This window comes from Rhizobium sophoriradicis, assembly GCF_025200795.1.
In the GTDB taxonomy this organism is placed as follows: Bacteria; Pseudomonadota; Alphaproteobacteria; order Rhizobiales; family Rhizobiaceae; genus Rhizobium; species Rhizobium sophoriradicis.
In genome coordinates, this window is the sequence record NZ_CP104153.1 from 41,090 (window position 1) to 56,137 (window position 15,048).

Below are 15,048 nucleotides of genomic sequence, written 5' to 3' on the forward strand. Positions count from 1 at the left end.
TCTGAACGATGTGACCTGTATGCTCCTCAGGAATCGGGTAGGGAAAAGACCAGCCGGTGCGTGCCCGGGGGAAGAACCGCATCCTCGAAGACAGGCTCCCCATTGAGCGTCAGGTTCTGGTGCCGCCGGCCGGGCCGGAAGCGGCCGACGCAACCCTCCGGGAGCGTCAGCACATAGGTGATCTCGCTGCCGGTGCAGTGCCAACCGGCCTCTATGCGCCCCTGGCTGATATCGTGATAGGCTGAAACCGGGGAAAGCGACGGGATCGGCGCGGGATCGACAATCACTTCTGCAAATCCTGGCGCTTCCGGGCTCGGCGAAATGCCGGCGACGCATTCGAACAGCCATTGGCAGACCGCCCCATAGGCGTAATGATTGTAGCTGTTCATGTCTGGCTCGTAGATGGTACCGTCGGGCGCCATCGAATCCCAGCGCTCCCAGATCGTCGTCGCTCCCTTCGAGACCTGATAGAGCCAGCCCGGCACGTCTTCCTGCAGGAAGACCTTTTCGGCCAGATCGTCCATTCCGAGCTTCGTCAGCGCCGGCAAAAGGGCAGGGGTGCCGATGAAGCCGGTGCCGATCTTGTAGTCGGCATCGATGATGACCTTGCGGAAATGTTGCTGTGCGGCTTGCCTGTGCTCAGCCGGTATCAGATCGTAGAGGAAAGCGAGCGCATAGGAGGTCTGGTCGTTGTGAGCGAGCCGTCCCGCCGGCGTGATGAACTCGTTGGCAAAGGCCAGCCTGATTTCTCCGGCGCGCCGCTTCATCTGCTCTTCAAGCGCCTCTTCGCCGAGAACGGCGGCGATCCTTGCCAGAAGATCTGTCGAGATGAAGTGGTAGATGGTGGCCGCACAATCGTCGGCGATCGTCGGGCGCGGCTTTCTGTTGTCGCCGACCGGTTGCAGCCAGTCGCCGAAAGTGAAGCCGCGCGCACCCCAGTGCGACGGCGGACGCACGATCGGACCATCCGAAATGGACCAGACGAAATCGACCCAGCGCACCATGGGATCCAGGCATTCCGAAAGAACGGCCCGATTGCCGTAGTGGGTGTAGAGCACCCAGGGGATGACGACGATCGCGTCGCCCCAGCCGGTCGAGCCGGCATAGCCCGGGAAGTCGGCGGGATGCAGGCGAGTGGGATCCGGCGAGAAATGTGATACGGCCCCGTCCTCGCGCTGGTCGACCATCACGTCGCGCAGATATTTGCTGAGGAAGGACTGGCTGTCGCTCAGCCAGCACGCGGTTGCGGCAAAGACCTGCGCGTCGCCCGTCCAGCCCAGGCGTTCGTCGCGCTGCGGGCAATCTGTGGGTACCTCGACGAAATTGGCGCGCTGCGACCAGATGGTGTTCTGCACCAGGCGATTGACGAGAGAATTGCCTGAAGTGAAGCCACCGGCGGGTTCCGGCACCGACGAGATCGGGATCGACGCGATTTCGACGATTTTTGCATTGCCGTTGATCGTGACCCGCGCATAACGGAAGCCGTGGAAGGTGAAATGCGGCGCATAGGTCTCGTCGCCGTCTCCGCGCAGCGTATAGAGGGTGTGCGCTGCGGCCGCACGATAGTTGCGATTGTCGAAATGGCGATCGGGGCCGAGGACTTCCGCATGCTCCACCCGCACTTCGGCGCCGCCTGCGCCGCGGACCCTGTACCTGACATAGCCGCCGGCATTCTGGCCGAAGTCATAGATCGTCCTGCCTTCATCATCGCTCCAGCTGTCGATCGGGGCGAGCGGCTGTAACTCCCGCACCGCTGCCGTCTCATGCGCGACGAGCAGTCCTTTGTCGAACGGCAATCGCTCGACCCCATGCGTTTCCGCGGCGTTTTCGAGACGTGCGTCGAAAATCTCGCCGAAATAAATCCCCGACTTCAGTATCGGCAGAGGACCGCTTTGCCAGGTCGTATCGGTGGAAAGTAGGGGACCGCTAGGGCCGACCAAATCCGCAATGGCGCCGATCCTGTCGCCCCAGCAGTTGGGAATAGCCTTGGCGCCCCACATGATGGGCGAGCGGTACCATCCGTCCGCAAGCCAGATTTCTATCCGGTTGCGGCCGGGTTTCAACAGTTTCGAGATGTCATAGCGCTGATAGGCAATGCGGTCGTCGTAATTCGTCCAGCCGGGCGTCAGCACGTCGTTCCCGACGCGGGTGCCGTTGATGAAGCAGCGATAAAGGCCGAGCGCCGAGATGAAGAGTTCGATCGGAAGGCCGGCACCTTCGTGATCGAAGGTCTTGGAGACGAAGCTTGCGGCCGTTCCCTGGCCGCGGTCCGACAGTGGTGCGATCATGTCTCCAGACCAAGCGCGCGAAACGCGATCGCCGCTGATGGCTGCCGGCTGAAAGTTCATCAACACCTCCTCGATAATGTAGAACGTTCTCCATATAACGTTCTACATTTTTTTAGGAAGCGCAATAGAAATTTCGTCGCCAGTCTGCCATGGTGTTTTGCGGGCGATTGTGACGGCCTGCAGAGTAATCCCAGAGATTTCATGTCGATCGAAGAGAAACAAAAACCGCAACGAAACGATCGCGTGACGATCCGCACGGTGGCAAAGCACGCAGGCGTATCGGTGGCTGCGGTCTCCAAAGTGATGCGAAACGCTTACGGTGTCAGTGAGGCGCTGCGGGCGAGGGTGACCGAAGCTATTGAAGCGCTTGGCTATCGCCCCTCACGGGCGGCGCGGGGCCTTCGCGGCCGCAGTTTCACCATCGGCGTGCTTTTGATCGACATCCGCAATCCCTTTCTGCCGGAAGTGATCGCCGGCGTGAACGGTGTGCTGGCGCCTTCGCATTATCAGGCGATGATTGGCGTCAGCGATGCGCGCGTGCAGCTGGAGACGTCGCTGATCGAGTCGATGATCGACTACAAGATGGACGGGCTGATCCTGGTTGCGCCGCGCCTGCCCTCGGAAATCATAGCAAAATTCGCAGCTCAGATACCGATCGTCGCGGTCGGCTATCACGATGCCGGCGCCACGGCCTTCGATACGGTGAATGCGGACGACCAGCGGGGCGCGGAGATCGCGGTGGAGGCGCTGCTTGCCTGCGGCTATCGCGATATCGAAATGCTGAGCCTCGGCGAGCGCGAGGGACATCAGGTCTCCGTCGTTCGCCAACGTGAGATCGGATTCCGCCGAGCAATGCAGCGCGCCGGGCCCGGATCGTCTGCGCCGATCACTAAAATTCCGATAGCGCCGCCCAAACGGGAGGAAACGATGCGAAAGTTCCTGTCAAGGAAGAACAGGCCGCGCGCCGTGTTCTGCTGGAGCGATCTCGACGCCATCACCCTTCTGAGCCTGGCGATGGAAATGGGTGTGCGTGTGCCCGAGGATCTTGCCGTCATCGGCTATGACAATTCGTCGACAGCAGCGCTCGGCCTCGTTAATCTCGCAAGCATCGATCAGTCGGGCAGGGAACTCGGTCAGGTCGCCACCCGGACATTGATTTCGAGAATAGAGGGTCGCATCGGCGCCGAGCATATTTTTCAGATACCGTCGCTGGTCAGCCGCAACAGCCTGACCCGCTCCAACGCTCCGGTCACTTAGAAGATATGGGAGGCCGGCAGCCGCTGTGCGCTTGCCGGCCTCGCAATCTCAGGCGGCCTTGCCGAGTTTCGAGGGACGTGTGGCCGCTGCCTTCTCGACCATGGCGGTAACCTCGGCGCGGCGTGCGCCCGAAAGCGGCAGTCGGGGCATGCGGACGCGTTCGGAGCCGCGGCCCATGATCTGTTCGGCGAGCTTGATCGACTGCACGAGGTCATGTTCGGCATCGAGATGCAGAAGCGGCATGAACCAGCGGTAGATCTCGCGGGCTGTCTCCCAATCGCCGTGCTCGGCGGCGGCGACAAGCTGCACGGATTCCTCCGGAAAGGCGCTGGTGAGGCCCGACACCCACCCCTTGGCACCGAGCATCAGCCCCTCGAGCGCGACGTCATCGAGGCCGGCGAAAATATCGAAACGATCCCCGAAGGCATTGATGAGGTCGGTGAAACGGCGCGGATCCGGCGCGCTTTCCTTGACGGCCTTGATATTCGGCACGTCGGCCAGCACCTTCAGCACGTCGACGCCGATATTGACGCGATAGGCAGGCGGGTTGTTGTAAAGCATGATCGGCAGCGAGGTCGCTTCGGCGACGGTGCGGAAATGCGCGATCAGCTCTTCTGGCTTCGGCACATAGACCATGGCCGGCAGCAGCATCAGCCCGTCGGCGCCGAGCTTTTCGGCGTCACGGGCATAGGCGACAGCGCGGCGCGTGTCGAATTCGGAAACGCCTGTTACAACCGGGACGCGGCCGTTGACGACCTCGACGGCGGCTTTGAGGATCGTGCGCTTTTCATCGGGATCGAGCGAATTGTTCTCGCCGCATGTGCCCATGACGATCAGCCCATTGACGCCGTCATTGACGAGCGCGTCCTGGACGCGCTGGGTCGCAGGCAGATCCACGGAAAGATCTTCGTTGAACTGTGTCGTTACGGCGGGAAATACGCCCTTCCATCCTGTCGTCATCGCTTGAACCCCGTTGAAGTTAGGATCGTTATATACAAACTGTCGACATAACTCAACCGGCTTTATCAGACCGTTGCAGAAACCGATCGAAACGCAATACAAGGCTCTCATGAAGGGGAGGGACGGATGCAGAACGAGGCTGAAAATGTGCGGGTGCGTGGTTCCGGCACGCAGAGCGTCTATGCGGCGCTGCGCCGGGAAATCCTGTCGATGGCGCTGGAGCCGGGCAGTCCGCTCGATGAGGTGCGGCTGTCGGAGCGTTTCGGCATGTCGCGCACCCCCATCCGCGAGGCGCTGTTGCGGCTTGCCGCAGACGGACTGGTTACGACCCTGCCGAACCGGAACACGATCGTCGCGCCGATCGATTTTCCCAGCCTGCCTACCTATTTCGAAGCCCTGACGCTGATGTACCGGGTCACGACGCGCGGGGCGGCTGCGAGGCGGAACGGCGAAATCATGAAGATGATCCGCCAGCATCAGAAGGATTTTGCTGATGCCGTCGCGGCGCGCGACGCCTATGCGATGATCGAGGCGAACCGCGAATTTCACGTGGCGATCGCCGAGCTTGCCGGCAATCCCTATTACACGGCCTTCTTCGCCAGGCTCCTTGATGAAGGCCGGCGCATCCTTCGCCTTTATTATTCGACCTTCGACGACCGCCTGCCGCGTCAGTATGTCGATGAACATGAGGAAATCATCGCCGCGATTGAGGCTGGCGACGCCGATCGCGCCGATCGGCTGGCGATCGCTCATGCCGGCCAAATCGTCCGGCAGATCCAGGACTATATTGCCCGCGACCTCGACCGGCCGGTGGCGATCAGCCTATCTTGAGGCACCGATCAGGACAGAACGCACGCATCAATCCTGAAGGCCAGCAGCACTCCCTGCCTTGAGCTTGACCTCGATGACCTTGGGGCGGCGCACGGGCAGCACGAAGGTCAGTTCATTTTCGGCCACGGGGAACTGAGTGTTTGCCCATAGGGTATTGGCGGAGCGGCGCAGCCAGGTGACCTCGCTGGCGTCATGCAGGAATTGCGCATATTCGATCTTGCCCGCCAGCGCATCGAAATGCAGATGCCTATAGGGCCAGTTGAACAGGTGGATGTAGAGGCGGTCGCCATTCTGGGTCAGGCGGCAATCGGGCGGAGCGGTGAAGTTGGACTGGGTGCAGCCGATGATGCTGCGTTCGTGCAGCGCCATCCATTCCTCATAAGCGGCAAGGGCTGATATCGCACGGTGGTCGAGCGTGCCGCGTGCCGTCGGCCCGACATTCATCAGCAGATTGCCGCCGATCGCAACAGTGCCGATCAGCATCTGCACCAGCTGCTCCGTGCTTTTCCAGGTGTCCTCGTCGCGATGATAGCCCCAGGAACCGCTGAGCGTCTGGCAGGCTTCCCAGACGACGCGCCGGCCGTCGCGTTTCGGCCAGGCGCGTGGCATATATTGCTCCGGCGTGACGATGTCGGGCTGCAGGCCGGCAAGATCGAGCCGGTTGTTGATGATGATATCGGGGGCAAGCTCGCGCACCAGGCGCACGAGCTTCTCGCTTTCCCAGTCCCGATGGCCCTTTCCCACAAGTTCGCCGAGCTTCCACTGCGGGTAGCTGAAGTCGAACCACATGATGTCGATCCGTCCGAACTCGGTCAGCAGTTCGCGCACCTGCTCGCGCATGAAGGCGGCATAACGCTGCATGTCCCGGCCTTCGTTGATTTTCGCCGCATCGGGATGATTGCGCTGCGGGTGGCGCGGATCGACGGTGAAATCGGGATGATGCCAGTCGATCAGTGAGTAGTAGAAGCCGATCCTCAGGCCTTCGGCGCGGAAGGCGTCGACGAAGGGGTGCAGCAGATCCTTTCCATAAGGCGTGTTGGTCACCTTGAAGTCAGTGGCCTTGGTGTCCCAGAGGCAGAAGCCTTCATGGTGCTTGGTCGTCAGCACGACATATTTCATGCCCGCGGCTTTGGCGCGTCTTACCCATTCGCGCGGGTCGTAGAGATCGGGGTCGAAATGATCGAAATATCTCCGATAGTCGGCGTCATCAAGCTCTTCGCGGCTTTTGACCCATTCATGCCGCGCCGGCAGGGCATAGAGCCCCCAATGCACGAACATGCCGAAACGGTCATGAACGAACCAGGCCTTCTTCTCCTCGGGCAGGGCCAGTGCCTGCAGATTGTCGGCATCCATCGGATACTCCTCCTGTTCTTCAGGTCGTTTCGCGGATGATGAGTTCGGGCACGATGACGATGCCGTGCTGACGGTTCTTGGTGGCGATGCGGCTGAGCAGCAGGCGCACGGCTTCCTCGCCCATTTCCCGCTTATGCACCCGCAGCGTCGTCAGCGCCGGAGACAGCAATTCGGCCGCCGGGATGTCGTCGAAGCCGATCAGCGCGATTTGTTCGGGAATGGAAATGCCGGCAGCCCGGCAGGCCTTCATGGCGCCGATAGCGTTGAGGTCGTTGTAGCAGATCAGGGCATCGATGCCGGGGATTTCTGCCAGCAATTGCGCGGCGGCCGTCTGCCCGCCGGCCGCGGTCGGGTCGCAATGGACGATCGCCTGCGCCTCAATTCCGTGGGCGGCCAGTGTCTTGCGGAAACCGATAAGACGGCTCTTGCCGCCGAACGAGCTGCGCGGCCCGGCGATGATCGCGATCTTGCGCCGTCCGCGCTCTACCAGATGGTCGATGGCGCGCGATGCGCCGATCTCATAGTCCGTAACGATGGTTCCCGCGATCTCGTTTGGAGCCTCGCGGTTGATGAGCACGACGGCGCGGTGCGGCGCCAGCGCCTTGTGCAGTGCGGCGTCTGGCAGCCGCGGGCTGCAGACGATGATCCCGTCGACCCTATGCCTGAGCAATGCCTCGATGAGTTCTTCCTCCCGCTTGCTGTTCTCGACGACATTGGACAGAAGCAAATTGTAGCCGGCCGCGCTCGCCGCATCCTCCGCCCCCCGTATGACTTCGGGAAAAAACGGATTGGTGATGTCAGGAACGAGAAGGCCAATGGTCTTCGAGCGATCGGACCGCAATCCGCGCGCGAAAGGATTAGGTCGGTAGTTGAGCTGGCTCGCCGCCGAAAGAATTCGCTGGGTGGTTTCCGCGCTGGCTCCCCCCTGGTCGTTGAGCACGCGCGACACGGTCATCGGCGACACGCCTGCGGCGCGCGCGACATCGGCAATGGTTATCTTGAATTCTGGCTCTTTGGGGCGGCTCACAGGGGCTGTCTCATAAGTGGGGGCGATAATTTGCGATAACGATAACTATCATAACCTCGGGAAAATCCAAGGATCCTCCGGCTGATTATCCGATACCGAGAATCTTTTTGACAAGATTGAGCGGTAACGTTAACGTAACCAGAAGAGGAGATTACGTTAACGATAACCTACGGCGAGATCCTTGGGAGGAGAAAATGCAATAACAAGAACTCTACGACGGCAGGTCGTCTCGACCGTTGCCGCTGCCATCCTCATCGGTGCGGGCTGGGCCGGCGCCGCGCTCGGTTTTCAGGAAGCGCCGGAACTCAAGGCACTCGTCGATGCCGGCAAGTTGCCGCCGGTTGACCAGCGGCTGCCCAAGGAGCCGCTGGTGCTCACGCCGCTTGAATCGGTCGGCGCCTATGGCGGCACCTGGCGCACGGCCACCTTCGGCGGTGGGGACAGCGAGATCGAACGTTCGATCGGTTATACTAGGCTTGTCCGCTGGAACCCGGAATGGACCGAGGTGATCCCAGACATTGCCAAGAGCGTCGAAGTCAATGCGAATGCCACAGAATATACGTTCACTCTGCGGCAAGGCACGCGCTGGTCGGACGGCAAACCCTTTACTGCCGACGATCTGGTCTGGTGGAACGAGAACGTGCTTCGCAACACCAAGATCACGCCCGCTGCGCCGAACTGGCTGACCGCGGGTGGTCAGACCGTCAGGGTCGAGAAGATCGGCGACGACAAGGTGGTCTTCAAATTCGCCGCGCCGAACGGCCTGTTCCTGATGAATATGGCGACGGTGCGCGGCTCCGATATTCTGGCTGCGGCACCCGCGCACTACCTCAAGCAGTTCCACAAGGATTTCAATCCCGACGGCATCGACGCCCTGGTCAAAGCGGCAGGCGCGACAGACTGGGTCCAGCTCTTCAACAACAAGATCGGATTTCCCGGTCGCTGGCGCGATCTCGGCCGCCCGACGCTTGATGCCTGGGTATTGACGGCGCCCTATAACGGCACCACCCAGGTCGTTGCCGAACGCAATCCCTATTATGCCAAGGTCGATACCGCGGGAAATCAGCTGCCTTATTTCGATCGCATCACCATCGACGTGATGCAGGATACCCAGGCGATCATCCTGAAGGCGATCAGCGGCGAAATCGACATGCAGAACCGCTTCATCGAGACGACGGACGCCCGCACGGTCATTGTGCAGAACCAGCAGAAGGGCGGCTACGGACTGTTCATCGCCCGGCCGGCATGGTCGAACGCGCTGCTGATCACGCTGAACCAGACCCACAAGAACCCGGCGTTGCGCGCGGCCTTCTCCAACAAGGATTTCCGCATCGGCCTCAGCCACGCCATCAACCGCGAGGAGCTCAACCAGCTGATCTATGCCGGGCAGGCCAAGCCCTATCAGGCCGCACCCCGGGAAGGATCAGCGCTCTACGACGAGAAGATGGCGACGCAATATCTGGACTATAACGTCGATCTCGCCAATCAATATCTCGACAAGGCGGGCCTGACCAAACGCGACGCCGAAGGTTTTCGTCTCGGCCAGGACGGCAAGCGGATCACTTTTGCCATCGACGCCTTGACCGGAAGCCCGATCCAGGTCGACGCCCTCGAGATGATCCAGCGCTACTGGCGGACCGTCGGCATCGACATGCAGCCGCGCCCAGCCGAACGCTCGCTGATCTTCTCGCGCCTGCAGAACAACGACAATGATGGCCTCGGATGGGTCGGCGGCGGCGGCTACGACTTCCTCGGCCTGCTCGATCCCAAATGGTATTTTCCGCACGAATTTGAATCGAGCTTCGCCACCGCTTGGGGCCTTTATTACCAGAACCCCAAGGATCCGAACGCGCAGGAGCCAAGCGCTGCCGCCAAGAAGCAGATGGATCTTTACCGGCAGGTGCAGGAAGCGCCGACGCTCGAAAAGCAGCTCGCCGCCATGAGAGAACTGCTGGCGATCACCCGTGACGAGTTCTACGTGATCGGCACGAACCTGGAGCCGGATCGTGTCGGCATCGTCAAGACCAACATGCACAACGTTCCGAAGGTCATCCCCAGCACGTCATTCTACATGACGCCGGGACCGGCGAAGCCCGAGACTTTCTACTACCAGCAGTAAAGCCACGTGATCGGCGGAATGGCGTCCCTGGGCGCCGTTCCCAAAGCAAGGCACAGCCCCGCCCCAATCACCCATTGCGACCGGCGATCACCGGTTGAAGGAGCTTGAACATGGCCGGCTTCATCATCAGACGTCTGCTTTACATGATCCCGATGATGTTCGCGATCTCGGTCGTGACCTTCATCATCATTCAGCTGCCACCGGGCGACTTCCTGACTGCGATGACCGCGCGTCTCGCCTCGCAGAACGAAACCATCGATCCCAGCGTCATCGCCGGACTGCGCGAACGCTATGGCCTCGATCAGCCCTGGGCGGTGCAATACTGGAAATGGATCAGCGGCATCCTGCTGCATGGCGATTTCGGCCAGTCCCTCGATTGGAACAAGCCGGTCAGCGAGCTGATCTGGGCGCGCATGGGCCTGACCATGGTGGTCTCGGTCACCACGCTGCTCTTCGTCTGGTCGGTTGCCTTTCCGATCGGCATCTATTCGGCCGTGCGGCAATATTCGCTCGGCGACTACTTCGCCACCTTCTTCGGCTTTCTCGGTCTCGCCATCCCGAACTTCCTGCTGGCGCTGGTGCTGATGTTTGTCTCGGCGCAGTATTTCGGCCAAAGCGTCGGCGGGCTGTTTTCGCCCCTCTATATCAACGCTGCCTGGAGCTGGGCCAAGCTCGGGGATCTCATTTCGCATATGTGGATCCCGGTCGTCGTACTCGGCACCGGGGCGACGGCGGCGCTGATCCGCATCATGCGTGCCAACCTGCTCGACGAGCTCAACAAGCCCTATGTCGACATGGCGCGCGCCCGGGGCCTGAGCGAAATCCGGCTGCTGCTCAAATATCCGGTGCGGGTGGCGCTCAATCCTTTCGTCTCCACAGTCGGCTGGGTGCTGCCGCACCTCGTTTCGGGCTCGGTGGTGGTCTCCATCGTCCTCAGCCTGCCGATCACGGGGCCGCTACTTCTCAACGCCCTGTTTGCCCAGGACATGTATCTCGCCGGCACCTTCATCCTGCTGATGAGCATGCTGACGCTGATCGGCACGCTGATCTCAGACCTGCTGCTCGCCTGGCTCGATCCACGCATTCGCAATGGCTGAGGAACGATACCAATGACCGATCAAGCCATCGCACTGATACCTGAACGTGTTCGCAATTTCGATGCGGTCGCCGGCCAGTGGAAACTCATCTGGCGCCGCTTCCGCCGCCACCGGCTGGCGCTTGGGGCTGGCGTCGTCATCCTGCTGATTTACCTAGTCGCCCTGTTTGCCGAGGTTATCGCTCCCGTTTCATCGCAGACCTACGATTCCCGCTACACTTATGCGCCGCCCCAGCGGCTCAAAGTCGCCGGCTACGACGCGGCCGGCCAGTTTCATCCGCTCTATGTCAACGGCTATTCGATGAAGGTCGATCCGATCGCGCTCAGCCGCAATTACGTCGCTGATCCGGCCGTCGTCATTCCCGTCGGCTTCTTCGTCAAAGGTGAGCCCTATCGGTTCTGGGGACTGTTCGATTTCGACCGGCATCTGATCGGCCCGATCGAGGCGGGCAAACCCTTCTACCTGTTCGGCGCCGACCGGCTGGGGCGCGACGTCTTCAGCCGAACGGTGCATGGCACGCGAGTTTCCATGTCCGTCGGGCTGATCGGCGTGGCGATCAGCCTCGTCCTCGGCATCATCCTGGGGGGTATTTCCGGTCTTTACGGCGGCTGGGTGGACGATGTCATTCAGCGTTCGATCGAGCTCATCAACTCGATCCCGACCATCCCGCTGTGGATGGGGCTTGCGGCTGCCGTGCCGATCAGCGCCGATCCGATCCTGGTCTATCTCTGGATCACGATCATCCTGTCGCTGATCGGCTGGACCGACCTGGCACGTGTGGTGCGCGGCCGTTTCCTGTCGCTGAAGACCGAAGACTTCGTCATTGCCGCCCATCTCGATGGCTGCTCCAGGATGCGCATCATCTGGCGGCACATGGTCCCGTCCTTCATGAGCCACATCATCGCCTCGGTCACGCTCGCCATCCCGACGATGATCCTTGCCGAAACCGCTCTCTCCTTCCTCGGCATCGGCCTCCGCCCGCCGGTGGTCAGCTGGGGCGTGCTTCTGCAGGAGGCGCAGAACATTCTCGCCGTCACGAGCGCACCCTGGCTGTTTCTTCCGGGCTTGGCGGTGATCGTCACGGTGCTTGCCCTCAATTTCCTTGGTGATGGATTACGCGATGCTGCAGATCCCTATGAATACTGACGCCAATTTCGCCGCGGCCGGCAGCCGGCAGGGGGATCGCGACCCGCTGATCGAGGTCGACGAGCTCAGGACCCATTTCTTCGGCGGCGCGGGCACGGTGAGGGCGGTCGACGGCGTCTCCTTCTCCATCCCGCGTGGCAGGACGGTCTGCGTCGTCGGCGAATCCGGCTCGGGCAAGAGCATCACCGGTCGCTCGATCCTCAACCAGGTCCCGCGCGGCGGGCGGATCGTCTCGGGCGCGATCCGCTACCGGCCCGATCCGGCAGCCCCCGCGATCGATCTCGCGGCGCTCGACCCGCGCGGCCGCGATATGCGGGCGATCCGCGGTGCCCAGATCGGCCTGATCAGCCAGGAGCCGATGGCAGCTCTTTCACCGGTCCATACGATCGGCAACCAGATGATCGAGGTGATCCGCCTGCATCTGAAAATGGGAAAGAAGGAAGCGCGCGAGCATGCGATCGAGACGCTGGCTCTCGTCGGCATTCCCCGGCCGGCCGAACGCATGGAAAGCTATGCCTTCCAGTTTTCCGGCGGCATGCGCCAGCGCGTCTGCATCGCGCTGGCTCTCGCCTGCCGCCCGAAACTCTTGATCGCCGACGAGCCGACCACGGCGCTTGATGTGACCACCCAGGCCAATATCCTCGATCTCCTCGCCTCGCTGCAGGCCGAATTCGGGCTTTCGGTACTGTTCGTCACCCATGATCTCGGCGTGGTGGCCGAAATCGCCGACGAGGTCGTCGTCATGTATGTCGGCCGGGTGGTGGAAGCAGGTAACGTCGACACGATCTTCCATGCGCCCGTTCATCCCTACACCAAGGCCCTGCTGCAATCGGTGCCGCGCATGCACGGGCAACCGACCGAACGGCTCGCGACCATCGAGGGCATGGTGCCCTCGCGTTTCGACCGGCCCGAAGGCTGCAGCTTTCATCCCCGATGCAGGCAGGCGAGGGCGGGGTTGTGCGATCAGAAAGACCCCGGATCCGTCGTCATCGGTGACGGGCACGTCGCCAGCTGCCTGCTTTACGAGGGAAGACAATGATGGCCGATCCCATGACGCAGCCAAGCCCGCTGCTCGAACTGAACGATCTCAGGATGCATTTCCCCATCCGCAAGGGCGCGTTCCGACGGGTCGTCGGCCACGTCAAGGCGGTCGACGGCGTTTCGCTTCGCGTCGATGACGGCGAGACGCTTGGCATTGTCGGTGAATCCGGCTGCGGCAAGTCCACACTCGCCCGCACCGTGCTGCGCATCTACCAGCCGACCAGCGGCGAGATCCGCTATCGCGATCGCAGCGGCGGCACGGTGGATCTCGCGGCCCTCTCCGGTCCCGCCCTCGATGAAGTCCATCGTGACCTGCGCATCGTGTTCCAGGATCCGCAATCCTCGCTCAATCCGCGTCTTCCCGTCATCGACATTATCGGCGAGGTATTGAGCGTCAACGGCATCGCCAAGGGCCGGGAACTCGAGCACCGGGTCGCCGAGCTGATGCAGAGTGTGGGCCTGCGGCCCGAATATATGCGCCGCTACCCGCATGCTTTTTCGGGCGGCGAACGCCAGCGCATCGGGATTGCCCGGGCGCTGGCGTCCAACCCGCGCCTTGTCATCGCCGATGAGGCGGTCTCGGCGCTCGATGTCAGCGTGCAGGCCCAGACCATTAACCTGTTGCAGGATCTGCAGGAACAGTTCGGCCTGACCTATCTTTTCGTCGCCCACGACCTCTCGGTCGTTCGGCACATCTCGGACAATATTGCCGTCATGTATGTCGGCCGCCTCGTCGAAAAGGCGCCGACGGAGCAGATCTTTTCTCGCCCGCGCCATCCCTATACCGAAGCGCTGCTTTCGGCCGTGCCGATCGCCGATCCGAGGATGCGCCGTCACGGCAAGCGCATCCGACTGGCGGGCGAGGTCGCCGACCCCGCTCATCCGCCTCCCGGCTGCGCATTTCATCCGCGCTGCCGCTACGCAACCGAGCTTTGCAGGCAGGAGGTGCCGGCGCTGCGCGCCGTGACGGCCGATGGGCACGCGGCCGCCTGTCACTACGCCGAATCCCTGTCGCTCAATCCCTTTGCCGACCGTATCGTTCCGGAGTTCAATTGATGCCCGAATTCATTCCACGCTCCGAGCAGCGTCCCATTGTGGATACCTCCTCCAGGACGCTCGATCTCATCTACTTCGATCTCCTCGCGCTTCCGTTGGATGGCCGGGAGACGCGGCGGCTGCCCTTGCACGAAAGCCTCTACGTCGTGCTGTCGGGGCAGGTGGATATCGAGGTGGATGACGTCAGCTTCGGGGCGGTGGGCCGGCGAGCCGATATCTGGGAAGGCGATGCGGACTCGGTTTACGCGCCCGTCAACGCCAACGTCCGGGTATCGGCTCGTGGCGGCCCGGCCGAAGTCGCGATTGCCGGCGGCATCTGCGACAGGCGCTACGCCCCGTTCCGCGTCACGCCCGAGGAGGTCGACGCGGTCAATGTCGGCTCGCCCGATACGCACAGCCAGCGGCGGATCGTCCATCTGCTCGGCCAAGGGCAGAACGGGCGCTGCGGCAATCTGCTGGTGAGCGAGCTCTATGCCGGCGAGGGCTGCTGGTCGGGCTATCCGCCGCATAAGCACGACACCGAAGACGGCGATGCCGAAACCCTGCACGAGGAACTTTATCACTACCGGTTCCTGCCGGAGACCGGCTTCGGCAGCCAGATCACCTATGACGACGACGGTCCGGTCAAGATCCTGATGACCCGCGATGGTGACACTGTCCTGGTCGATCGCGGTTACCACCCGACCGTCACCTCGCCCGGCCATCGGGGCTACATCTTCACCATCCTGGTCGGCAAACATCGCCGCGGGCTGATCCAGCGCTTCGATCCCGCCCATCAGCATCTGACCAAAACCATCCCCGGCATCGATGCGATGCGCGACAAGTTCAAATAGTCGGGCCATTGGCCGCCTGTGCCGGCTCAGTCGTCACCGC

General features: G+C 62.0%; 12 protein-coding genes. 8 read left to right on the forward strand and 4 right to left on the reverse strand.

Annotated features, from left to right (window positions below; all coding sequences use genetic code 11):
* Window positions 1-26: 26 nt before the first annotated feature.
* Window positions 27-2,348, reverse strand: a complete 2,322-nt coding sequence (locus N2597_RS22255) for a family 78 glycoside hydrolase catalytic domain (protein ID WP_183596102.1) — start codon at window positions 2,346-2,348, stop codon at window positions 27-29.
* A gap of 141 nt (window positions 2,349-2,489) precedes the next feature.
* On the opposite strand from N2597_RS22255, the gene N2597_RS22260 reads away from it, so the two are divergent.
* Window positions 2,490-3,545 (forward strand): LacI family DNA-binding transcriptional regulator, encoded by a 1,056-nt coding sequence (locus N2597_RS22260; protein ID WP_086156645.1) that lies wholly within the window; start codon window positions 2,490-2,492, stop codon window positions 3,543-3,545.
* 48 nt (window positions 3,546-3,593) lie between these two features.
* Here N2597_RS22260 and N2597_RS22265 read toward each other — a convergent pair whose 3' ends face one another.
* On the reverse strand, window positions 3,594-4,505 hold the full coding sequence (locus N2597_RS22265) for a dihydrodipicolinate synthase family protein (protein ID WP_183596105.1): 912 nt from the start codon (window positions 4,503-4,505) through the stop codon (window positions 3,594-3,596).
* Window positions 4,506-4,631: 126 nt separating this feature from the next.
* Between N2597_RS22265 and N2597_RS22270 the strand changes: the two genes are divergently transcribed.
* Window positions 4,632-5,336, forward strand: a complete 705-nt coding sequence (locus tag N2597_RS22270; RefSeq protein ID WP_040112622.1) for a GntR family transcriptional regulator — start codon at window positions 4,632-4,634, stop codon at window positions 5,334-5,336.
* A 27-nt stretch (window positions 5,337-5,363) separates the two neighbouring features.
* Here the strand turns inward: N2597_RS22270 and N2597_RS22275 are convergent, their stop codons facing one another.
* Together N2597_RS22275 and N2597_RS22280 are read right to left on the reverse strand one after the other, a co-directional pair.
* Entirely contained in the window at window positions 5,364-6,689 is a 1,326-nt protein-coding gene (locus N2597_RS22275) for an alpha-L-fucosidase (RefSeq protein ID WP_183596107.1), read from the reverse strand.
* Window positions 6,690-6,708: 19 nt separating this feature from the next.
* Window positions 6,709-7,716: a LacI family DNA-binding transcriptional regulator gene (locus N2597_RS22280; RefSeq protein WP_077994493.1), complete on the reverse strand. Its 1,008-nt coding sequence runs from the start codon at window positions 7,714-7,716 to the stop codon at window positions 6,709-6,711.
* Between the two features lie 199 nt (window positions 7,717-7,915).
* Here N2597_RS22280 and N2597_RS22285 point away from each other — a divergent pair, with 199 nt between their 5' ends.
* The 6 genes from N2597_RS22285 to N2597_RS22310 all read left to right on the forward strand — a co-directional run bounded on the left by N2597_RS22285 (window position 7,916) and on the right by N2597_RS22310 (window position 15,008).
* The gene (locus tag N2597_RS22285; protein WP_183596246.1) at window positions 7,916-9,835 is read left to right on the forward strand and encodes an ABC transporter substrate-binding protein; all 1,920 of its coding nucleotides are present in this window, start codon (window positions 7,916-7,918) and stop codon (window positions 9,833-9,835) included.
* A gap of 110 nt (window positions 9,836-9,945) precedes the next feature.
* Window positions 9,946-10,932 (forward strand): ABC transporter permease, encoded by a 987-nt coding sequence (locus tag N2597_RS22290; protein WP_183596109.1) that lies wholly within the window; start codon window positions 9,946-9,948, stop codon window positions 10,930-10,932.
* Window positions 10,933-10,944: 12 nt separating this feature from the next.
* Window positions 10,945-12,078, forward strand: coding sequence for an ABC transporter permease (locus tag N2597_RS22295; RefSeq protein ID WP_183596111.1), 1,134 nt, complete (start codon window positions 10,945-10,947; stop codon window positions 12,076-12,078).
* Window positions 12,053-13,117 (forward strand): ABC transporter ATP-binding protein, encoded by a 1,065-nt coding sequence (locus N2597_RS22300; protein ID WP_183596113.1) that lies wholly within the window; start codon window positions 12,053-12,055, stop codon window positions 13,115-13,117. Before N2597_RS22295 ends, N2597_RS22300 begins: the two co-directional genes overlap by 26 nt.
* A complete protein-coding gene (locus N2597_RS22305) occupies window positions 13,117-14,175 on the forward strand; it encodes an ABC transporter ATP-binding protein (protein ID WP_183596115.1) in 1,059 nt (352 codons plus the stop codon). The genes N2597_RS22300 and N2597_RS22305 overlap by 1 nt, the downstream gene beginning before the upstream one ends.
* Complete coding sequence (locus N2597_RS22310) at window positions 14,175-15,008, forward strand: 5-deoxy-glucuronate isomerase (RefSeq protein ID WP_010033052.1); 834 nt, start codon at window positions 14,175-14,177, stop codon at window positions 15,006-15,008. Before N2597_RS22305 ends, N2597_RS22310 begins: the two co-directional genes overlap by 1 nt.
* The last annotated feature ends 40 nt before the right edge of the window (window positions 15,009-15,048 follow it).